Here is a 20,223-nt window from a genome sequence, read left to right as displayed (position 1 = left end):
CCTTTTCTTTCGTGGACGGCGCGACATCATCGAAGTCGACAGCTCGTCGTACGTGGCGCGACGCACCGACGAGCAGTAGGCCCGTCGGTGCGTCGTTGCTGTTGCGGCGGTGAGGGGTTAGACGTTGACGCCGAAGTCGCGGGCGATGCCCGCGAGACCCGATGCGTAGCCCTGGCCGATTGCGCGGAACTTCCAGTCGGCGCCGTTGCGGTACAGCTCACCGAAGACCATCGCGGTCTCGGTCGACGCGTCCTCGGACAGGTCGTAGCGGGCGATCTCCGAGCCGTTGGCGCGGTTGACGACGCGGATGAACGCGTTGCGGACCTGGCCGAACGACTGGCTGCGTGCGTCCGCGTCGTAGATCGAGACGGGGAACACGATGGAGCCGATCTCCGGCGGGACGCCTGCGAGGTCGACGTTGATGACCTCGTCGTCGCCGTCACCGTCGCCGGTGGTGTTGTCGCCGGTGTGCTCGATCGAGCCGTCGGGCGAGCGCAGGTTGTTGAAGAAGATGAAGTGCTGGTCCGACACTGCCTTCTTGTCGGCGTTCAGCGCGATGGCGCTGCCGTCGAGGTCGAAGTCGGTGCCGGTGGTGGAACGGACGTCCCAGCCGAGGCCGATGGAGACGGCGGTCAGGCCGGGGGCCTCCTTGGTGAGGGAGACGTTGCCGCCCTTGGTCAAGCTCACACCCATGTGCAGTGCCTTTCATTCTCGCCGAGCGTCCGCTCGATGGTCGGTGCCTGGTCCGAAGGAGGCCGGGCTTGTTCGTCAGCTTATGTGTGTTTTGTGTTCCGGGGGTGGACGACGTCGATCGTGCAAACGAAGTCTGGCCTGGACGACACGGTGATCGTGCCACGACGTGCCCCACAACACAGCGCCGAGATTAGCCTGTAATCCGCTATGCGGCATCAGGGAGATTCCTGATGTCCTCGGTTCGAATGAGATCGGTCCGGTGCAGACCACGTGTGGCCGTCGATCAGCCCGGTGTCGTCGAAACGGTTGAATGCGACTGCGCGCCGCCCGATCCCACTGCGTGCGGGGATACCTTCGATCCACGTCTGTCGTGGATGGTCTCGGGGTTGAGGAGCGCAGTGTGAACGTGAAACGGATCGGAGTGGTCGAGGATCACGCATCCGTGGTCCTCGGCATCGAGGCGATGCTCGCCGACCACCCGAGTCTGGCTGTGGTCGCGTCGGCGATGACCGTTCCGGAGCTGTTGAGCGGTCCAACCGACCTCGACTTGGTGATGCTCGATCTACGCCTTGCGGACGGATCTTCGCCGTTCACCAACGTGGAGGCACTGCGGGCCGCGGGTCTGGAGGTCCTCGTGTTCACGGGGGCGGAGAACCCGTACATGGTGCGGCTCGCCGCGAAGGCAGGCGTGCTGGGGATCGTGCGAAAGTCGGCGCCCGTCGACGCCGTCGTCGAAGCGATCGAGGCTGCGGCCGCGGGACTCCCGGTGGTCACCACCGAGTGGGCCGCGGCGATCGACGGAGATCCCGACCTGTCGGCGGCCGGTCTGAGTCCACGACAGCAGGAAGTCCTCGCGCTGTACGCGTCAGGGGAGAAGGCCGACCGGGTCGCGCGGCTGACCGGCCTGTCGACGGAGACGATCACCGACTACGTTGGCCGGATCCGGGCGAAGTACGCTGCGGCTGGCCGCCCCGCCGCCACCAAGGTCGACCTGTACATGCGTGCTGTCGAAGACGGCCTGTTGCCGATGCCGGAGCGTCCCGCCTGATGGTGCTCCCGATCGACACGACGACCGGCGAGAATCTCGATCGCATCGTCCGGATCTTCGCGCGATTCACCACCGTCGGGTACGTGGCGTACTCCGTGATGCTCGCCGGTTCGGTGATCGCGTGGTCCGACCGCACCGCACCGTGGTGGACGCCGGTCGCCGTTGTGCTCGCATTCGGCACCGGGCTGGTCCCCGGCGTCCTCTCGTTCCGTGACGATGTGCGGGCCGTCCGCTGGTCCGGCGCAGTGGCGGCGTCTGCCTTCCTCGTCGTCGTCGCATCGTTCCCGTTCGCGTGGAACGGGACCGGCGTCCCGATGGGCGACGGGGTGTGGTTCGCGTCGTTCCCCGGGCTGGCGAGCATCGCCGCGGTCATCGCGTGGCCTGCGCGGGTCGCCTTCGCGCACATGGTGATCGGCTGTGTCGCAGTGCAGATGATCAACGTGTGGGTTCGTGACGGGGCGACGCTCTTCGACCTGGTGCCGGAGACGGGGTTCGCCGTCATGTTCTGCAGCCTGTTCGTCGGCGGTTCGGTGATGGCGCTGCGCACTGGTCGCGTCCTGGACACCACCACGGCGCAGACGCACGCCGTCGCCGAGGCGGCCGCGTCGCAGCGCGGACGGATGGTGGAACGCGAGCGTTTCGACGCGCTGACCCACGACAGTGTGATGGCGACTCTGCTCGTCGCGTCGCGTTCGGCGTCGACCGACGAGATCAGCGCTCTCGCGAAGGCGACGCTCACCGAACTCGACGACGTCAGGGCCGGCGTGCGGACGGATCGTCCGTTCACGGTGGATGAGGCGGTCGTCCACCTGCGTGCCGCCGCCGCCGACGCGAACGTGCGCGCCGAGTTCGTCGTGCGATCGTTCGACGCTGACGGCAAGATGCCGGCCGACGCCGTCTGGGCGCTCGGCGCAGCGGTCTCCGAGGCGCTGCGCAACACCGTCCGCCATGCGGGCCCGGCCGCGACGAGTCGGGTTGAGGTCACCGGTGAAGTCGGTCAGACGACGATCCGGGTGTCGGACGACGGCGTCGGTTTCGACCCGACCGCGATCGCGTCTCACCGGCTCGGTGTCGCGGTCAGTATTCGGGGCCGCTTGGAGTCGCTGCCCGGAGGCGAGGCGGACGTCGTCAGTCGTGTGGGGCACGGAACGACAGTCACTCTGACCTGGCGTGACGACATCGAGGGTGGATGATGGTAGACGACGTCGAACACGGCGACGTCCGCTCGTTGATGGGCCTGCACTCGGTTGCCGCACAGATCCTCGCAGCGTGGTGCGTCTGCACGTACGCGCTGCTCGCCGTCACCACCTCCGAGAGCGGCGGCGTGCTTCGCGAACTGCTCGCCTGGGCGCTGGTGAGCGTGGCGGCGGTCGGGCTCATCCGTGCGGCGGGCGATCCGCTTCCGCCGGGATGGACTGCGTACATGACCGTGGCGGGTCCTGCCGCGACGGCGTTGGTGGTCTACACGCTTCCGGCGGAGCCGGGCGCACTCCAGTTGTGGCCGTTGTCGGCCGCCACGGCCGTCTCGACCTACATGTGTGTGCGGGGACGGACGATCTGGGGATGGATGTCCCTGCTCGCCGCGATCGGCGTCACGGTGTTCTGGACGGCGGGCACCGGGCAGGGGCCCGGGTACGGGCTGAGCGTGACGTTGATCAACATTGCACCGCTTCTCATGGCGACCTTCTTCGGATTGACTATCCGGCCCGCGGCACGCGACATCTTCCTGTTGCGTGAAGAGGGCACCGAGCGAGCGGCGGCCGAGGCCGCTCACCGGGCCGTTCTCGACGAGCGGGATCGCCAACTGGTGGGTCTGGACTCGTTGGTCCGACCGCTTCTCGAGCGGCTGGCCGATCCTCGAGCGCTGACCGACGCCGAACAGCGGGCCTGCGGACTTCTCGAAGCTCAGTTGAGGGATTCGCTGCGCGCCCGATCACTCGCGGTTCCGATGGTCACTGCCGCCGCGCGAGCGGCGCGCGGACGCGGAGTGGACGTCATCCTGCTGGACGACCATGGACTCGACGGGGCGTCTGAGGAGATCGTCGAGCGGATCGTCACGACGGTCACGGCATCGTTGGATGCGACGGTCGACGGCACACTGACCATTCGGATCCTCCCGCCGGGAAGATCGTCCCTGATGACCGTTGTGCACAGTGCGGGCGAGGAGATCGACAGGCGGGTGTACAACGCGTCCGGCGAGCTCACTCTCGCCCCCTGAACTGGGGTCGTCCGCTCGGTTTACCCGAGAATTCGGGTCTGCCGGTGCATTCGCGTCCGGGGATACGGTGACCCGCGTACGCAGCACATTCCAGCGGAAGTAGGGACCACATGACGGTGTCGGAACCGGATGCCTCCTTCTCGGAGGCGAACCGCCTCCATCGGATGTCGGCCGGTCACCGTCTCACGTCGATCCCGACCGGGCTCCCGAGGACCGAGCGGGTGGTCGGTCTGCTCGGGGCGACTCCGCTCGACGCGGTCGGGTTGGACTCCTGGCTGGCCGCGATGGGTTATCGGTCGAGGGTGGTCACCGGCACTGAGCTCAGATCGGATCCGAAACCGCCTGCCGTGGTGATCACTCGTGACCCGTCGGCGCTCGATGCGGGAATGGCTCGGCACCTGCGTCATGTGCGTTTCATCGTCGTCACGGACCGAGCTGTGGCCGGATATCCGCCCTCGGTGAGGATTGTCGCCGATTCGAGCTCCGCACCAGGCGACGTCGAGGGCCTCGTCGGAGCGGTCCTCGGCCGAGCGCCACGGCGGGCCCCGGTGCGGCTCACCGATCGGGAACGCGACGTCATGACGACCTACGTGATGGGTGCGACGGTTTCGGAGACCGCATCGAAGCACTTCATCGCAGAGGCGACCGTCCGCACGCACTACCAGCGTGTCACGCGCCGCTAGGAGGAGGCCGGCCGCGCCGCCGCCAACAAGTCCCAACTGCTGGTCCGGATGGTCGCCGACGGTTGGATCGAACTGATGTGAGCCGTTCGTCTCAGCGGTTTCGCACGGCAGTGGCGACGATCGGGAACACCAACACGGACAGGACGCCCGCGCCGACGAACACGGCCGCTTCGGTCGAGGTGATCGCGTGGTGTTCGACGCCGATGTCGGTCGCGACGACGATGATCGGCAGTGCGGTCGCGCCCATCAGACCGACCGCCGCTCGTTCACGACGGGAGGCGCCGTCCGGCGCGGCGAGCATCGACGGGACCCCGCGAATGAGCAGGAGTGCGACGGCGATCATCGGGATCACGGTGAATGCGAGCGGCGCGTCGAGCAGTGCACGGAGATCGAACTTCACTCCCGTGTAGACGAAGAAGACGGGCACAAGGAAACCGAAGGCCAACGCGTCGACTTTTGCTTCGACGCTTCGGCGGGTGGATTCGTCGGCATCCCGCATGAGCAGTCGCCACACGATGCCCGCGGTGAACGCGCCGAGCAGCATGTCCACCCCGAGTTGGAGCGCAAGGAACACGAGGACGGCGAGGACGCCCAGGACGCATCGCACCGCGAACTGCCCCGATGTGTGCAACGTCGATTCCACGATCCGGTGCAGCCGGTGATGAGGTCGTCGCTGAGCATGCAGGATCGCGGCTAGTGCGATCACCGCGAACACCACGAGGACGACCGTCGACATGCCGGGTGATCGAGTCCCCAGAAACACGGAGATGGCGATGATCGGTCCGAACTCGCCGACGGTTCCGACGGCGCCGACGGCGGAGCCGAACGGTGTGCCGAGATCGCCGGCGTCGCGGAGGATGGGCAGCAGTGTGCCCAGCGCTGTCGAAGCGAGGCAGATCCCGATGATCAGGGCGCCGAAGCCGGGTTCTGCGACGAAGCCGACGCCGACGCCGACGCAGATGCTGATCGCCCAGCCCAGCCACGCGCGGCGTCCGGTGCGTCCGCGCAGGGACGCGGCGTCGATCTCCGAACCGGCGACGAAGAAGAGCAGCAAGACGCCGAACTGCGACAACTGTGCGAGGAACGGCGTCCGGTCCACCCAGCCGAGGGCATCGGGACCGGCGACCACGCCCAGCACGAGTTCGAACACGACGACGGGTACGGCTACCCAGCGGGCGGTCGCGCGGCTGGCCAGCGCCGCGGCGATCATCAGCAGCGGGACCACGAGGAGGGAGGCAGGATCGGACATCGCCATCGAATCGTAGTCGGTGGGTTCGCAGTGGGACGTCAGTCGCCGAGAACGTCCGCGTGACCGTTCCGGCGGCACCAACTGACGAGATAGCGGGCGTGGACGCCGCACCAGCGGTACACCGCACCCTGCGTCAGTGGCAACGCGCTGTTGTGCTCACCGCGGGCCGAGATGATCGGCCCGAGATAGTGGCTCGTCACCTTGTTCGCCGTGCTCGGCGCGACCTGCGCGGCGAGCGCGAGCGTCGCGTTGTCAGTGGCCCGACCCGCCGCGATCGCACCCGCCAGACGGCCCGCCGTGTGTCCACGCCGTCCCTGAAGTTCGGCGTACAACGGTTTCGGCGCAGACGGGTCCGGTCGATCGGGGAGTCGGTTGCCGAGCGCGACCGAGCGGATCGAATCCATGAAGGGGTGCAGGCCCGCTGCTTTCGGGAAGACGCCCCACACTTCGTCACGCAGCATCGCCTCGTCGAGGTGGTCGCGTTCCATGCTGTGGCCTTGCGTCGCAAGGATCACCGGCGCGACGCGGTCGACCTCGCGCAGGCGGTCGATCGCGTCCAGGCCGTCGAACGTCCACTCGGTCTCAGGCTGATTCCAGATGAGATCCGCAGCGACGACGTCGTACCGCACCTGCCCGGTTATCGCCCGATTGAACTCGGCCTCCGTCGCGGCGACGGAGACCGTCACCTCAGGAAAATTGGCTTCGAGCGGAGCTGCGACGACGCGCCCCAGCGGAGAGGCGATGAGTATTCGTAGACCAGTCGACACTGGTCGGATCTTACTCGAAGGTTCGCATTTCATGCGTGATCGCGCATGAAGGTTCACCCGTTCGGTTCCTTTTCCTCCTAGTTGTCCACCAAAAGGATGATTGGGAGGCTGTTCTCGTCGTACCCGACCGAGACGATGGATGCGTTGGTTCATTCGATCGAGAACGAGGGCAGATGACGACGGCTTCCGAAGGCGTGCGACGTCACTCGCATCGCGTCCGTCCCCGGACCGGCGGTGGTCAAGGGGTGCGATTCGACGATTCGGTCGGCGTCCTGTCGGCTGGAGCGTTCGCCGCGGAACTCTCGGCGTCCTGGATCCGCTCTCTCGGCTACCGCTCGCGGATCGTCGACGTCGCCGAGCTCGCGGAGTGCCGGGTGCTGCCGAAGGTGCTCGTCGTCGACGGCGCCGCGGCGTCGACGACCCTTCCGCCGCTACTCGTCCACCTGGTGAAGGTGGTCGTCGTCGTGGACGTCACCGACCTCGGCGCAGTTCTGCCCGGAGCCACGGTGGTCCGCGATGCTGCGGGTGCGCCCGCAGCGATTCGTTCCGCGATCACCGATGTGCTCGGCGAGGGTCGGGTGCGAGTCGTGATCACTCCGCGTGAATTGGAGGTGATGGCGAAGTACGTCATGGGTGCGACCGTGAAGGAGACCGCGTCCGCGCATTTCGTCGCCGAGTGCACGGTGCGCACGCACTATCGCCGCGTGACGCAGCGGTACGAGGCCGCCGGGCGTCCGGTCGCGAACAAGGCTCAGTTGCTGCTGGCGATGGTCGCCGACGGTTGGCTCACCGTCGACGGGACTGTCGCTCGTCCTGCGCCTCCGGACCTTGGATGATCCCGCTTTCAGCGCCGACAAAGACCAAGGCCCGGCACTCCGTGAGGAGTGCCGGGCCTTGTCGGTACTGAACGCTTACTCGGCGCCGATGATGAACGCTTCGAGCTGCTGGCGAGCGACGTCGTCGGCGATCTGCTCCGGCGGGCTCTTCATGAGGTAGGCCGATGCCGGGAGGATCGGGCCGCCGATGCCGCGGTCCTTGGCGATCTTCGCGGCGCGCACGGCGTCGATGATGATGCCTGCCGAGTTGGGCGAGTCCCAGACCTCGAGCTTGTACTCCAGGTTCAGCGGCACGTCGCCGAAGGCACGGCCTTCGAGGCGGACGTACGCCCACTTGCGGTCGTCGAGCCATGCGACGTAGTCCGACGGGCCGATGTGCACGTTCTTGTCGTACACCTTGTTGGCCAGCGAGCCGCTCAGGTTGCTGGTGACGGCCTGGGTCTTCGAGACCTTCTTCGACTCCAGGCGCTCACGCTCGAGCATGTTCTTGAAGTCCATGTTGCCGCCGACGTTCAGCTGGTACGTGCGATCGAGGGCCACGCCGCGGTCCTCGAACAGCTTCGCCATCACGCGGTGGGTGATGGTGGCGCCGACCTGGCTCTTGATGTCGTCGCCGACGATCGGGACGCCGGCGTCGGTGAACTTCTTCGCCCACTCCGGGTCGGAGGCGATGAAGACGGGGAGGGCGTTCACGAATGCGACACCCGCGTCGATCGCGCACTGCGCGTAGAACTTGTCGGCCTGCTCCGAGCCGACGGGCAGGTACGAGACGAGGACGTCGACCTTCGCGTCCTTCAGCGCCTGCACCACGTCGACAGCGTCGCCGTCGGCCTCGGTGATGGTCTCGCGGTAGTACTTGCCGAGGCCGTCGAGGGTGTGGCCGCGCTGGACGGTCACGTTCAGCGGCGGAACGTCGGCGATCTTGATGGTGTTGTTCTCGCTGTTGTTGATCGCCTCGGCGAGGTCGAAGCCGACCTTCTTGGCGTCCACGTCGAACGCGGCGACGAACTGGACGTCGCGGACGTGGTACGCGCCGAACTTGACGTGCATGAGGCCGGGAACGACTGCGTTCTCGTCAGCGTCCTTGTAGTACTCGACGCCCTGGACCAAGGATGAGGCGCAGTTGCCCACGCCCACGATGGCCACGCGCACGTTGTTGGTTTCACCCATGGTCGGGCTCTCCTTCATTCTGTGGCGGTACGACGGACTGCTGTACCGCCGATTTCTTTCCTTTTTCGATGCCGTCGCCGGGAGCCGGCGTCCAGGCATTCAAATCTGTGGAGCCCGCCGACGCCTCGTCGGCGATCAGCTTGTTGAGCCACTGGACCTCGCGTTCGGAGGTCTCCAGGCTCAGCTCGTGCATCTGGCGCGTGTAGTGGTCGCTGGATCCCATCGCGCGGCCGAGCATCTCGCGGAGACCCTCGCGGCGCTCTTCCACCTGGCGGCGGCGGCCTTCGAGGATCCGCATCCGTGCGACTGCCGGGGTTCGGCTGAAGAACGCGAGGTGCACGCCGAAGCCGTCGTCGGTGTAGTTCTGCGGGCCGGTGTCGGCGACGAGCTCGCTGAAGCGGGTCTCGCCGAGTGGTGTCAGACGGTAGACGCGACGTCCGCGGCGGACTTTGACGCCAGTCGCGGTATCGGCGTCGTCCTCGGCGATCAGGCCGTCGGCGCGCATGCGGCGCAATGTCGGGTACAGCGAGCCGTACGAGAACGCGCGGAACGCGCCGAGCAGGCCGGTGAGGCGCTTGCGCAGCTCGTACCCGTGCATGGGGGATTCGAGAAGAAGGCCGAGAACTGCCATTTCGAGCATGTCGGTCTCCTCTCGGCTCGTTGTGACGGCTGGATGCAGCCACCAATGTATCGCATCGATATAACCGGGATCGAACTGAACAGTAGCTTCTGATGTTTGATCTCCATCACAGCCGGAGGCGGCGGAGTGCGCGTCTACGCTGGATCCCGTGCACCGTCAACAGATCGACTACGCCCTCGCACGCCGCGCCACGCTGGCGCGCATGCGCGCGGGTGAGGTCCAGTTGAAAGACGTGTGCGACGCGGACACCTACCTGCTCCGGGCCGCCAAGTTCCACGGTCAGAGCACCGACCGGCCCTGCCCGGTGTGCCGCAAAGAGCAGGTGACGCAGGTGTCATGGCTGTTCGGAAGCACAATCGGCGGACCGTCCGGCACGGCGAGAACGGAACCGGAGATCGCGGTCCTGGCGACCCGCTCGCCGGAGTTCACCGTCCACGTCGTCGAGGTGTGCCGCACCTGCCGCTGGAACTATCTGATCCAGTCGTACGTTGCCGGTGTGCCGGCGCGCGCAACGAAGCGCCGCCGCGCAGCGAAATAGTCGTCAGAAGGGTGACGAGCGGGACGGTGTCGACGCCGCTACTGAGTTGGCAGCGACGCGTCCGTGCGTCAGAGTTGTGGAGACGGTCCTCGCGCGGGACCGATGAGCGCAGAGAAATGGGTGAGCGATGACCAGCGGAGCTGGGGACAAGGCAGAGGGCCGACGGACCGCTGCGAAGATCGCGGCGTGGGTCGTCGGCATCGTGGCAGGCGCGGTGCCGGTCCTCGTGATCGTGGGCGTGGCCGCGTTCGTCTTCACGTACGTGACCGTCGTCGTGCCCGCACCGGGCGACATCAAGCAGAACCAGGTCGCGACCATCGTCGACTCCAAGGGCGGTGTGCTGGCCAGAGTGGTCCCGCCGGAGGGCAACCGAACCGACGTCAAGTACGAGAACATCCCGACGTCGATGGTCGCCGCGATCAAGGCGGCCGAAGACCGCGACTTCGACTCCAACGTCGGCTTCTCGCTGCGTGGCTTCTCGCGCGCGGCACTGGGCAAGCTCACCAGCGACGGCGGAGCAGGCGGCGGCTCGACGATCACCCAGCAGTACGTCAAGAACGCCATCGTCGGCGACGAGGTCAGCTACAAGCGCAAGTTCAAAGAGCTCGCCATCGCCACCAAGATGTCCCGCCAGTGGTCCAAAGAAGAGATCATGGCGGCGTACCTCAACACCATCTACTTCGGGCGCGGCGCGTACGGCATCGCCGCTGCCGCGAAGGCCTACTTCAACCGAGACATCACCAAGGTGACTCCCGAACAGTGCGCCGACTCGAAACTCCCTCGCGCCAAGCGGGCGAACTGCCTCAGCGCGTCCGAGTCCGCTCTCCTCGCGGGCATCGTGCGCGGACCGTCGCTCTACGATCCGGCGGTCAACCCCGAGATGGCGACCGAACGCTGGAACTACGTGCTCGACGGCATGGTCGACATCGGCTTCCTGCAGAAGGCCGACCGCGACACCCAGCAGTTCCCGAAGATCGCGGCTGTCAAAGCCGCGGACAGCAGTGACGTCAAGAGCGGGCCCAACGGCCTGATCGAACGCAAGGTGCTCGCTGAGCTCGACACGCTCGACATCACCGAGCAGGACGTGCGCACCGGTGGACTGAAGATCACCACGTCTATCCGTCCGCAGGTGCAGAACGCTCTCGTCTCCCAGGCGCGCTCCGTGATGACCGGCGAGCCGAAGGAACTCCGGACGGCGTCGGTCTCGATCGATCCGGCCACCGGCGGCATCGTCGGCTACTTCGGCGGCAACGACGGCCAGGGCTGGGACTACGCCTCGGCCGGACTCCAGACCGGTTCGGTGTTCAAGGTGTTCGCGCTGGTCGCGGGCCTCGAGCAGGACATCCCCCTCTCGCAGCGTTACGACTCCAGCCCGTACGTGGGCCCGGGCGGGATCACGATCAACAACTCCGATGGCGAGAGCTGCGGAACGTGCAACCTGGCGACGGCGACCAAGATGTCCCTCAACACGGTGTTCTACCGCCTGATGATGGACCTCAACGGCGGCCCGCAGGCAGTTGCCGACACTGCGCACCGACTCGGCATCGCCGAGAGCTTCGGCGACATCGAGCACACCCTGTCCGAACCGAACGGCAAGCCCGAGAACGGCATCGTCCTCGGCCAGTACCCGACCCGCGTCCTGGACATGGCGTCGGCGTACGCGACGCTCGCCGCATCGGGCATCTACCGCGAGCCGTACCTCGTCCAGAAGGTGGAGACCTCCACCGGCGACGTGCTGTTCGACCGTGAGGCCAACAAGGGCAAGCGCGTGGTGTCTGCGGCGGTCGCCGACAACGTGTCGGCTGCTCTTTCACCGATCGCCGCATACTCGAACGGCAACGCACTGTACGACTCGACGTACGGCGCCCGCCCGTCCGCTGCCAAGACCGGTACGGCTCAGCTCGGCGACACCGGCGAGAACAAGGACGCCTGGATGGTCGGCTACACGCCGCAGCTCTCGACGGCGGTCTGGGTCGGCACCAACAAGGGCACCGCACTCCGCAACTCGTATGGCGGAACCATTTACGGCAGCGGTCTGCCCGCGCAGATCTGGCGCGCCCAGATGAACGCCGCACTCGAAGGCGTGCCTGTCGAACAGTTCCCCGACCCCGAACCCGTCGGTGGCCAGGCCGGTGTGCCCTATGAACCTCCGCCCACCACGTACACGCCCACGGAGACCAGTCGCCAGCGGTCGCGGCCGCGTCTGCCCGGCGAGGGTGACGACGGGAACATCACGATCCTGCCCGGTGTCACGATTCCCGGTGGAAACAACGACAACGGGAACAGTGGCGACAACGGCGACAACGGCGGAGATGGCGATGTCACGCTCGGCCCGGGTGACGGGGCCAGCACCGGAACTCGATCCCGTGGAAACTGAGTGACCGCACCGCACGACACCGAGCCCGGTTCGACGCCCACTGCGTCGGACCGGGCTGTCGGCGTCTCAGACGTCGACAGCCCTGCTCCGCTCGCCGACGATCTGCGGCTCGCGACCGACAGGGTGCTGCCGTCGCGGACCGAACCGCTGGTCGGGCAGTTGAGCACGTCGATCGGCGGGCCGGTCGGGCTGCACGCAGCGATCGGCCGCAACCGGACCTGGACCCCGCTACGAGTGCTGTTCCTGCTCGCGCTGCTCGTGTTGGCGTTCAGTTGGTTCGGCAAGGCGGGCGGATGTCTGCAGCAGACGCCGTCGAACGACGCCGCCGCGACGATGCGCCTGGACTGGGACCACCAACGCCAGTTCTACGGACTCTGCTATTCGAACGTGATCGCCGGATACAGCGAGAACCACCTGACGCCCGCGGACCTCCGCGGCGGCGCTGCACCGTTCCGCACGTATTGGGAGAACGACGACGTCAAGCAGTACATCGGTGTGCCGGTCGTGACCGCAGCCTTCATGTACGTCACCGCGCAGGCGGCGCGCGGCTGGGGAGCTCTGACCGAGGCAGTCGGCCTGCCGAGGGCACTCGACGTGGCCAACTACTTCACCATCGCGGCGCTGCTGATGGCGCTGGGCTGGCTGATCGCAGTGTGGGCGACCATGCGGACCAGACGCCGAGACCCGTGGCTCGTCACGCTCATGGTGATCTCACCGCTTGTCCTCGTGCACGCGTTCACCTCGTACGAGGTGCTGCCGGTGATGTTCACCGCGCTGGCCATGTACGCCTGGTCGCGGGAGCGGATGTGGCTCACCGGACTGTTCGTCGGGTTGGGCGCCGCGTCTGCGATCTATCCCCTGCTGCTCATCCCCGCGATCGCGATCCTGTGCGTTCGTGAACGGCGACTCTCCGATGCCGCGAGTGTGGCGATCGGCGCGTTGTTGACGTGGGGCGTGGTGAACGGTGTGGTCGCCTCGATCTACCCGTCCGGATGGTCGGCGACCTTCACGCAGTGGCGCGACCGCGCCGTCGGGCCCGACTCCGTCTACAGCCTGATCGCCCGCGCCACCGGGTGGGACGCACAGCCGACAGTCGTCAACGCGCTCATGCTGGCGCTGATGGTGGCAGTCGTGGCAGGCGTGACGTACGTCGGACTCAGATCTCGACGTGAACCGCGACTGCCGGTGCTCATGTTCCTGCTGGTCGCCGGGCTGCTGCTGGTCGGCAAGGAATGGCGACCGGAGATGTCGCTGTGGCTGGTTCCGCTCGCAGTCCTCGCGATTCCACAGCCGCGCGTCCTGCTCGCGTGGATGACCTTCGACGCGCTGCTCTGGGTTCCGCGGATGGCCTTGTTCCTCGCGCCCGAACGCAAGTGGGTGCCGGTCGAACTGTTCTACGTCATGGCGGGCGCTCGATGGATCATGGTCGTCGCCCTCTGCGCCTACGTCGTGTGGGATCTCCTGCGTCCGGCGGCCGTCCGGCACCCCGACGGTGGTCGCCTCCTCCAGTCACCGCTGCCGGTCTGATCAGCGAGCGGCGCGCTCGAGGAGACGGTCACGATGGCCAGGCCAGTCGTCGTCGGTCATGGCGAACTGGGCGGTGGTCCGCCAGCCGTCGCCGAACCGCCGGTGCTTGCGCAGGAGCCCCTCGAACTCGGCGCCGAGCTTGGCGATCGCGGCTCGTGAGCGGGAGTTCCCCTCGTGGGTGTGCCACACCACGCGGACCGCGCCGCACGTGTCGAAGGCGTGCTCGAGAAGCAGCAGCTTGGAGGTCGGATTGACGACGGTGCCCATCGCGGCGCGGCCGTAGAACGTGAAGCCGACCGCGAGGGTGCGATTCGACGCGTCCACGTCGTACAGGCTGGTGGTGCCGACGAACTCGCCGTCGTGCAGGACTGCGAACGGCACTCGCGTCGGTGTCGACAGCGCCGTCGTGATCCACCGGGTGGCGTCCTCGGGTGTCTGCGGGATCGGTCCGGTCCACGCGTACAGCGACAGGTCGGACGCAGGCACCAGCGTCGCGAGTGCCCCGGCGTCCGAGGTCCGCAGGGGGCGCAGGGTCACATCGCCTCGGACGAGAGTGGGCGTGCCGACCCACGCCCGGGCATCGGCGTCGTCGGCGTCGGCCAGGCGCGTGAGCGGACCTCGGGGCGCGACCGACGTCGTGAGATACGAGGCGAGGGGTTCGCGGATCGGCATCCGCACGAAGCCCACGATCAGCGCCACCAGGATCGCCGCGTGCACCCAGACGCTGACGCTCACCCCGACGGAGTCCTGCCACGGAGCAGACGCGGGATGATGCATGTATCCCATCAACCGGAAGATGGAGATGTCGAGCAGGACGTCGGTGAGCAGGTAGGCGGCGATGATCCACCAGCGGACCCTCAACATCACGAAGAACGGCAGGATCCACAGCGTGTACTGCGGTGAGTGCACCTTGTGGAACACCATGAACGCGCACAGCATCGCCGCCGCAACGCCGAGCCACGGGAACACTCCGTCGCGTTGATAGACACGCCACCCGAGCCACACCGCGACGGCGAAACCGGCTGCGACGAGCAACGGCGACAGCACTCCGACCAGTGAGTGATAGGTGTCGGTCTCACCGCCGGTCAGCAGGCGCAGTCCCCAGTACCAGACGCTGTTCGTCGTCAGATCCGCTTCGCGGCGGCCCTGGAAATCGAGGGCGGCCTTCCATCCGTCGTAGCCGGCGATCATGAACGGCGCCTGCGTGGCGATCACGACGACCGTCGCCGTTCCGGCCACCCACGCCGCCCCGACCCAGTCCAGGGTGCGCCGAGCGCGAAGAGACTGTCCGCCGGTCAGCACGTACAGCGCGAGTGGGAGCACGAAGAATCCCGGGTACAGCTTCAACGAGAAGCCGATGCCGAGGAACACCGCCGCGATGATCGCGGTTCGTCTCAGCGACATGCGACGTCCGCCGGTCCGGGGATCGACGCTCCCGCCGTACGCCATGACGGCGACGGCCGCGACGGAGGTGAACACGACGGGCAGTTCCCAATTGTGGAATGCGTACAGGACGAGCGGCGGGGTCGCCGCCCACAACAGGACCCACCAGCGAGTCATCACCGCGAGCAGCGCGGTCGTCGCGAGTGCGAACGGTGCGAGGATGAGAGCACTGTGCTGAAGGAACTGCACATCGGTGTGAGCGCCGATCGCGCCGAGCCACAACAGCATTCCGGACAGCACCGGGTACTCGACGACGCCGCCGAACAGATCGCCCTGTTCATTGATCCCGCCGTGGATGTACGGGAACACGTGGCGATCCACATCGCGACCTATCCACAGCCGCATGATGTCGGAGTAGCAGGGGATCAGTGCCCGTGGCGGTCCGGCCGGGAAGATCGAGCTTCGCCCCCACTCGTCGAACGGTGCACCGCCGCACACTTCTTTCACCCGGAACGCCCACGCCAGGGCGAACACGGTCAGCAGCAGCGAGGTGAGGACGACGAGGGTGACCTCGCCGACACGGGGACGGCCGATGCGCGTCGACCACGTGGCAGGCATGGTGGTCAGGTTAGTGGACGCAGACGATTTCGCTGGTCACCGGCTACTCATGTAGCCTGGACAGGTTGCCGACGCAGGCGACCCTCCTGCCGCGGACAGTCCGTGGCCGAACTAAGCCCATAGGAGGTGATGAGGTTTCATGCGTCACTACGAACTGATGGTCATTCTCGATCCGAGCTTGGACGAGCGCACCGTCGCCCCTTCACTGGATACGTTCCTCAATGTCGTCCGTAAGGACGGCGGAAGTGTGGACAACGTCGACATCTGGGGCAAGCGCCGTCTTGCCTACGAGATCGCCAAGCACAACGAAGGCATTTACGCCGTCATCGATCTCAACGCGACCCCGGACACGGTCAACGAGCTCGACCGTCAGCTGAAGCTGAACGAGTCGGTTCTGCGCACCAAGGTCCTGCGCAAGTAAGCGCCGGGCGCGTCCACGAACCACCTGTACAAACCTGTGGAATCCGGCCCTGACAATGTCAGAGGTCCGCTCTACTGTGGTGCGTAACCATTGCAGAGTGCCTTCGGGCGTTCCACACAGACGTTAGGGGAGTCTCATGACTGACACAGTCATCACGGTCATCGGAAATCTGACCGCCGATCCGGAACTGCGTTTCACGCCGTCCGGAGCGCCGGTCGCCAATTTCACGGTGGCGTCCACTCCGCGCACATTCGATCGTCAGACGAACGAGTGGAAGGACGGCGAAGCGCTGTTCCTCCGCTGCAGCATCTGGCGTGACGCCGCGGAGAACGTGACTGAGTCGCTCAAGAAGGGCACCCGCGTCATCGTGCAGGGCAAGCTCAAGCAGCGGTCGTACGAAACCCGTGAGGGTGAGAAGCGCACTGTTGTGGAGCTGGAAGTGGACGAGATCGGTCCCTCGCTGCGCTACGCCACCGCACAGGTCAACAGGACCCAGCGCGGCGGCGGAGGCAATTTCGGCGGAGGGAACTCGGGCGGCGGCGGTAACTACGGCGGGGGCAACTCCGGCGGCAGTAACTACGGCGGAGGCAACTCCGGCGGCGGCTACGGAGGCAACTCCGGTGGCGGCCGACCCGCTGCATCGAGCCAGCCGGCTGAAGACCCGTGGGGCAGCGCACCTGCTGCCGGCGGCGGCTTCGCCGGTGGGGACGACGAACCACCTTTCTGATTCCGGGCCCGCCAGCCCGGAGGCACTCAACTGGAGCATCACATGGCAAAAGCTAAAGGCGGCCGCAAGGCCCGCGTGGAGAAGATCACGAAGGCCAAGGCCTGCACCTTCTGCAAGGACAAGAAGACCGATATCGATTACAAGGACACGGCGCTCCTGCGTCGCTTCCTGTCGGACCGCGGCAAGATCCGTTCGCGTCGCGTGACCGGCAACTGCGTTCAGCACCAGCGCGACGTCGCGGTGGCCGTCAAGAACTCGCGTGAAGTGGCACTGCTGCCCTTCACCTCGACCGGTCGCTGACCAGGAAGGACAGAAGACATGAAGCTGATCCTTACTGCCGCAGTCGAGAACCTCGGAGTTCCCGGTGACCTCGTTGAGGTCCGTGACGGCTACGCACGCAACTACCTGCTGCCCCGCAACTTCGCGATCGTCGCCACCCGTGGCGCCGAGAAGCAGGTCGAAGGCATCCGTCGCGCCCAGGAAGCTCGCGCCGTGCGCGACCTGGACCACGCGAACGAACTGAAGCAGGCTCTCGAAGGTCTCGACAACGTGTCGCTGACCGTCAAGACCCACGACTCGGGCAAGCTGTTCGGCTCGGTCTCCGCGTCCGACGTCGCAGGTGCCATCCGGACCGCGGGCGGTCCGGCAGTCGACAAGCGCAACGTGGAGCTGCCGAAGGGACACATCAAGGCACTGGGCTCGTACCCGGTCGTCGTGAAGCTGCACCCGAAGGTCGAAGCAAAGCTCAGCCTGTCGGTCGTCGCCTGACGTTCGCGATCTGAGCCACAAAGGCCGGTCACCCCTCGCAGGGTGTGACCGGCCTTTTGTCGTTCCGCCGACTCTGCTCGTCGAGCGATCCATAGTGTGGGGTGGACATCCACCGTGAGAAGGGAACCCGCTCTGATGCGCGACGCCGTGATCTGTGAACCGATCCGCACGCCGGTCGGCGGCTACGGCGGCATGTTCGCCACCGTGCCGGCCGCGGATCTCGCATCGACTGTCGTTCGGGAACTCGTCGCGCGCACCGGGGTCACCGGCGACGACATCGACGACGTGATCTTCGGGCAGTGTTACTCCAACGGCGAGGCGCCCGCGATCGGTCGTGTCGCCGCACTCGATGCGGGACTGGACGTCTCGGTGCCCGGGATTCAGGTGGATCGGCGCTGCGGGTCGGGTCTGCAGGCGGTGCTCGATGCCGCTATGCGCGTCCAGACCGGAGTCGCCGACCTGGTGCTCGCCGGCGGCGCGGAGAGCATGAGCCAGGCGGAGCACTACGCGCTGGGATTGAGGTTCGGCCTTCGAGGCGCGGACGCGACCTTGGCCGACCGCATCGGACGCGGGCGAGTGACCGCTGGTGGCAAACTCCACCCGGTCCCGGGCGGCATGTTGGAGACGGCGGAGAATCTGCGGGCCGAGTTCTCCATCAGCCGGGAAGCGCAGGACGAGCTTGCTCTGAATTCGCACCAGCGTGCAGTCGCTGCGCAGACAGAGGGCCGGTTCGACGACGAGATCGTTCCGGTCACCGTCTCCACGCGCAGGGGCGACCTGGTCCATCTGCGTGATGAGCATCCGCGGCCGGACATCTCGGCCGAAGCGCTTGCGGCCCTGCGGCCGGTGCGCCTCAAAGTGGATCCGGCTGCGACGGTCACCGCGGGCAATGCGAGCGGTCAGAACGACGGCGCGTCCGTGTGCATCGTCGCATCTCGTGACGAAGCCGAACGTCTCGGACTGCGCCCGCTCGCACGCCTGGTGTCATGGGCGGTGTCCGGCGTGGAGCCGTCGCGGATGGGCATCGGTCCGGTGCCGTCCACGCAGCTCGCGCTGGAACGCGCCGGCCTGGGTCTCGTCGACCTCGACCTCATCGAATTGAACGAGGCGTTCGCGGCGCAGGTGCTCGCGTGCACAACTGCGCTGGGACTCGGAGCCTCCGACTTCGACCGCATCAACGTCAACGGGTCTGGGATCTCCCTCGGTCATCCCGTCGGCGCCACCGGAGTGCGGATCCTGGCGACGATGGTGCGAGAGCTTGAGCGTCGCCAGGGCCGCTACGCCGTCGAGACGATGTGCATCGGCGGTGGGCAGGGTCTCGCGGCCGTGTTCGAGCGTCTGAGCTGATCTCGGCTAGGCGTCGGCGGCGTCGTTGCGGTGATGCCATGACGCCGATCCGACACCCGCGATCAGGGTCACCGACACAAGTGCCGACAGGACGAACAGGTCTAGGCCGAGCGAAACGGCGGCCGCCCCGATCGCGGCGAGCGTTGCGAGGACGACGATGGCGACGGTCGACTCATAGCGATCGAGGCCACCGATCGATCCGACGAACAGTGCCAGACCCATGAAGAACAACGCCGGTCCACCGGCGATGAGCAGTGCATAGACGGCTGTCGCGTCGTCATGGGGATGAGCGAGCATCTTCTCGGCGCCGACTGCGGTGACGATGACACCCGCGACGAGAATGGCGTGCGCATACGCGAACCCGCCGCGAGCGAGGGCGGTCGGGTCGTCGGATTCCTCGAGTCGGCGCTCGGTTCGGTCTGAGTGGTGGGCGAAGTACAGCCACCAGAACGTGACGGGAACGATGAAGGCGACGCCCAGTGCGAGGTACGACGACAGGCTCGACTCCATGTGCACGAACTCGCGGCCGATCGACAGAACGGTCTCACCGAGCGCGATGAGGAAGATCAGGCGATTCCGCTCGACCAGGTGGGCCGGCGTCAGTTTCCATTCGCTCATCTCGATGCCGCCGAGCACCGGCAGCCAGGTGCGGACCATCGGAGCGGCGACGTCGACCGCGAGGGCGACAGCCCACACGATCAGGCGAGTGTCGGGTTCACAGAACGCGCCGATCACCCAGATCGATGCGGCGACCGTGGACCAAGCCAACAGGTGCGCGTAGTTCCGCCCTACTTGAGTTCCTCGCATCGTGACCGCGATGAACAGCGGGCGGATGACCTGCAACACCGCCAATGCAAGTGCGAACTGGTGGCCGCGGTCGCCGAACGCCTCCGGGATCGCGGCAGCCATGATCAGGCTCGCCAGCATGAGCACGATCAGCAGAATCCGGACGGGGATGCGGGCGGGGTCGATGAAATTCGTGGCCCACGCGGTGTAGTTCCACACCCACCAGACTCCGCCGAACAGGACCAGCATCTCGAGTGCGCCTCGGCCGGTCAGATGTCCGACGAAGAAGGCCGCCAACTGGCTGAACGCGAAGACATAGACGAGGTCGAAGAAGAGCTCGATCGTGGCGACTTCGCCGCCTCTGCTTCGGGCGCGTCCCATCGACGGCAATCCCACAGTCGACCCCTCTCGACGATCGCTCGGTTGA

At 66.7% G+C, this 20,223-nt stretch carries 20 protein-coding genes; 13 read left to right on the top strand and 7 right to left on the bottom strand.

Going from position 1 to position 20,223, the window contains the following annotated elements; all coding sequences use genetic code 11:
* Positions 1 to 117 precede the first annotated feature (117 nt).
* Positions 118 to 693 carry a TerD family protein gene (locus WFK36_RS12600; RefSeq protein ID WP_008379356.1) on the bottom strand — a complete coding sequence of 192 codons (576 nt, stop codon included), beginning with the start codon at positions 691 to 693 and terminating at the stop codon, positions 118 to 120.
* A 400-nt stretch (positions 694 to 1,093) separates the two neighbouring features.
* On the opposite strand from WFK36_RS12600, the gene WFK36_RS12595 reads away from it, so the two are divergent.
* The 4 genes from WFK36_RS12595 to WFK36_RS12580 all read left to right on the top strand — a co-directional run bounded on the left by WFK36_RS12595 (position 1,094) and on the right by WFK36_RS12580 (position 4,642).
* Complete coding sequence (locus WFK36_RS12595) at positions 1,094 to 1,741, top strand: response regulator transcription factor (protein ID WP_336792076.1); 648 nt, start codon at positions 1,094 to 1,096, stop codon at positions 1,739 to 1,741.
* Positions 1,741 to 2,934 carry a sensor histidine kinase gene (locus WFK36_RS12590; protein WP_336792074.1) on the top strand — a complete coding sequence of 398 codons (1,194 nt, stop codon included), beginning with the start codon at positions 1,741 to 1,743 and terminating at the stop codon, positions 2,932 to 2,934. Before WFK36_RS12595 ends, WFK36_RS12590 begins: the two co-directional genes overlap by 1 nt.
* The gene (locus WFK36_RS12585; RefSeq protein WP_336792072.1) at positions 2,931 to 3,959 is read left to right on the top strand and encodes a hypothetical protein; all 1,029 of its coding nucleotides are present in this window, start codon (positions 2,931 to 2,933) and stop codon (positions 3,957 to 3,959) included. Before WFK36_RS12590 ends, WFK36_RS12585 begins: the two co-directional genes overlap by 4 nt.
* 110 nt (positions 3,960 to 4,069) lie before the next feature.
* Positions 4,070 to 4,642 (top strand): helix-turn-helix transcriptional regulator, encoded by a 573-nt coding sequence (locus tag WFK36_RS12580; RefSeq protein ID WP_336792070.1) that lies wholly within the window; start codon positions 4,070 to 4,072, stop codon positions 4,640 to 4,642.
* A gap of 91 nt (positions 4,643 to 4,733) precedes the next feature.
* Here WFK36_RS12580 and WFK36_RS12575 read toward each other — a convergent pair whose 3' ends face one another.
* Together WFK36_RS12575 and WFK36_RS12570 are read right to left on the bottom strand one after the other, a co-directional pair.
* On the bottom strand, positions 4,734 to 5,891 hold the full coding sequence (locus tag WFK36_RS12575; protein ID WP_336792068.1) for a cation:proton antiporter: 1,158 nt from the start codon (positions 5,889 to 5,891) through the stop codon (positions 4,734 to 4,736).
* A 38-nt stretch (positions 5,892 to 5,929) separates the two neighbouring features.
* Complete coding sequence (locus WFK36_RS12570) at positions 5,930 to 6,658, bottom strand: MSMEG_1198 family transcriptional regulator (RefSeq protein ID WP_008379348.1); 729 nt, start codon at positions 6,656 to 6,658, stop codon at positions 5,930 to 5,932.
* A 245-nt stretch (positions 6,659 to 6,903) separates the two neighbouring features.
* On the opposite strand from WFK36_RS12570, the gene WFK36_RS12565 reads away from it, so the two are divergent.
* A complete protein-coding gene (locus tag WFK36_RS12565; protein WP_008379346.1) occupies positions 6,904 to 7,494 on the top strand; it encodes a helix-turn-helix transcriptional regulator in 591 nt (196 codons plus the stop codon).
* A gap of 75 nt (positions 7,495 to 7,569) precedes the next feature.
* On the opposite strand, the gene WFK36_RS12560 is transcribed toward WFK36_RS12565, so the two are convergent.
* Together WFK36_RS12560 and WFK36_RS12555 are read right to left on the bottom strand one after the other, a co-directional pair.
* On the bottom strand, positions 7,570 to 8,664 hold the full coding sequence (locus tag WFK36_RS12560; RefSeq protein WP_008379344.1) for an inositol-3-phosphate synthase: 1,095 nt from the start codon (positions 8,662 to 8,664) through the stop codon (positions 7,570 to 7,572).
* Positions 8,657 to 9,304, bottom strand: a complete 648-nt coding sequence (locus WFK36_RS12555; protein ID WP_008379342.1) for a PadR family transcriptional regulator — start codon at positions 9,302 to 9,304, stop codon at positions 8,657 to 8,659. Before WFK36_RS12555 ends, WFK36_RS12560 begins: the two co-directional genes overlap by 8 nt.
* Positions 9,305 to 9,452: 148 nt before the next feature.
* Here WFK36_RS12555 and WFK36_RS12550 point away from each other — a divergent pair, with 148 nt between their 5' ends.
* From WFK36_RS12550 to WFK36_RS12540, 3 genes are all read left to right on the top strand, one after another.
* Positions 9,453 to 9,842 carry a DUF5318 family protein gene (locus WFK36_RS12550; protein ID WP_008379341.1) on the top strand — a complete coding sequence of 130 codons (390 nt, stop codon included), beginning with the start codon at positions 9,453 to 9,455 and terminating at the stop codon, positions 9,840 to 9,842.
* A gap of 127 nt (positions 9,843 to 9,969) precedes the next feature.
* Complete coding sequence (locus WFK36_RS12545; protein WP_336792063.1) at positions 9,970 to 12,219, top strand: transglycosylase domain-containing protein; 2,250 nt, start codon at positions 9,970 to 9,972, stop codon at positions 12,217 to 12,219.
* A complete protein-coding gene (locus WFK36_RS12540) occupies positions 12,220 to 13,746 on the top strand; it encodes a glycosyltransferase family 87 protein (protein WP_336792062.1) in 1,527 nt (508 codons plus the stop codon).
* Here WFK36_RS12540 and WFK36_RS12535 read toward each other — a convergent pair whose 3' ends face one another.
* Entirely contained in the window at positions 13,747 to 15,747 is a 2,001-nt protein-coding gene (locus WFK36_RS12535; RefSeq protein ID WP_336792061.1) for a GNAT family N-acetyltransferase, read from the bottom strand.
* A 139-nt stretch (positions 15,748 to 15,886) separates the two neighbouring features.
* Here WFK36_RS12535 and rpsF point away from each other — a divergent pair, with 139 nt between their 5' ends.
* From rpsF to WFK36_RS12510, 5 genes are all read left to right on the top strand, one after another.
* A complete protein-coding gene (gene rpsF / locus WFK36_RS12530) occupies positions 15,887 to 16,168 on the top strand; it encodes a 30S ribosomal protein S6 (protein WP_008379334.1) in 282 nt (93 codons plus the stop codon).
* Between the two features lie 136 nt (positions 16,169 to 16,304).
* On the top strand, positions 16,305 to 16,895 hold the full coding sequence (locus WFK36_RS12525; RefSeq protein WP_336792060.1) for a single-stranded DNA-binding protein: 591 nt from the start codon (positions 16,305 to 16,307) through the stop codon (positions 16,893 to 16,895).
* A gap of 42 nt (positions 16,896 to 16,937) precedes the next feature.
* The gene (gene rpsR / locus WFK36_RS12520) at positions 16,938 to 17,195 is read left to right on the top strand and encodes a 30S ribosomal protein S18 (RefSeq protein WP_205330022.1); all 258 of its coding nucleotides are present in this window, start codon (positions 16,938 to 16,940) and stop codon (positions 17,193 to 17,195) included.
* A gap of 18 nt (positions 17,196 to 17,213) precedes the next feature.
* Positions 17,214 to 17,663, top strand: a complete 450-nt coding sequence (gene rplI / locus WFK36_RS12515) for a 50S ribosomal protein L9 (RefSeq protein ID WP_008379330.1) — start codon at positions 17,214 to 17,216, stop codon at positions 17,661 to 17,663.
* A 135-nt stretch (positions 17,664 to 17,798) separates the two neighbouring features.
* A complete protein-coding gene (locus WFK36_RS12510) occupies positions 17,799 to 19,010 on the top strand; it encodes an acetyl-CoA C-acetyltransferase (RefSeq protein WP_336792531.1) in 1,212 nt (403 codons plus the stop codon).
* A gap of 6 nt (positions 19,011 to 19,016) precedes the next feature.
* On the opposite strand, the gene WFK36_RS12505 is transcribed toward WFK36_RS12510, so the two are convergent.
* Positions 19,017 to 20,192, bottom strand: a complete 1,176-nt coding sequence (locus WFK36_RS12505; RefSeq protein WP_336792058.1) for a low temperature requirement protein A — start codon at positions 20,190 to 20,192, stop codon at positions 19,017 to 19,019.
* Positions 20,193 to 20,223 lie beyond the last annotated feature (31 nt).

The organism is Gordonia malaquae, from assembly GCF_037148075.1.
Taxonomy (GTDB): Bacteria; Actinomycetota; Actinomycetes; order Mycobacteriales; family Mycobacteriaceae; genus Gordonia; species Gordonia malaquae.
Note: the sequence above shows the minus strand (reverse complement) of the source record. Positions and strands in the feature narration are given on the sequence as shown.

Coding starts and splice junctions, on each gene's coding strand:
- rpsF (WP_008379334.1), top strand. CDS start 15,887: ATGCGTCACTACGAACTGATGGTCATTCTCGATCCGAGCTTGGACGAG.
- WFK36_RS12525 (WP_336792060.1), top strand. CDS start 16,305: ATGACTGACACAGTCATCACGGTCATCGGAAATCTGACCGCCGATCCG.
- WFK36_RS12600 (WP_008379356.1), bottom strand. CDS start 693: ATGGGTGTGAGCTTGACCAAGGGCGGCAACGTCTCCCTCACCAAGGAG.
- rplI (WP_008379330.1), top strand. CDS start 17,214: ATGAAGCTGATCCTTACTGCCGCAGTCGAGAACCTCGGAGTTCCCGGT.
- WFK36_RS12575 (WP_336792068.1), bottom strand. CDS start 5,891: ATGTCCGATCCTGCCTCCCTCCTCGTGGTCCCGCTGCTGATGATCGCC.
- rpsR (WP_205330022.1), top strand. CDS start 16,938: ATGGCAAAAGCTAAAGGCGGCCGCAAGGCCCGCGTGGAGAAGATCACG.
- WFK36_RS12535 (WP_336792061.1), bottom strand. CDS start 15,747: ATGCCTGCCACGTGGTCGACGCGCATCGGCCGTCCCCGTGTCGGCGAG.
- WFK36_RS12585 (WP_336792072.1), top strand. CDS start 2,931: ATGATGGTAGACGACGTCGAACACGGCGACGTCCGCTCGTTGATGGGC.
- WFK36_RS12555 (WP_008379342.1), bottom strand. CDS start 9,304: ATGCTCGAAATGGCAGTTCTCGGCCTTCTTCTCGAATCCCCCATGCAC.
- WFK36_RS12510 (WP_336792531.1), top strand. CDS start 17,799: ATGCGCGACGCCGTGATCTGTGAACCGATCCGCACGCCGGTCGGCGGC.
- WFK36_RS12545 (WP_336792063.1), top strand. CDS start 9,970: ATGACCAGCGGAGCTGGGGACAAGGCAGAGGGCCGACGGACCGCTGCG.
- WFK36_RS12560 (WP_008379344.1), bottom strand. CDS start 8,664: ATGGGTGAAACCAACAACGTGCGCGTGGCCATCGTGGGCGTGGGCAAC.
- WFK36_RS12590 (WP_336792074.1), top strand. CDS start 1,741: ATGGTGCTCCCGATCGACACGACGACCGGCGAGAATCTCGATCGCATC.
- WFK36_RS12580 (WP_336792070.1), top strand. CDS start 4,070: ATGACGGTGTCGGAACCGGATGCCTCCTTCTCGGAGGCGAACCGCCTC.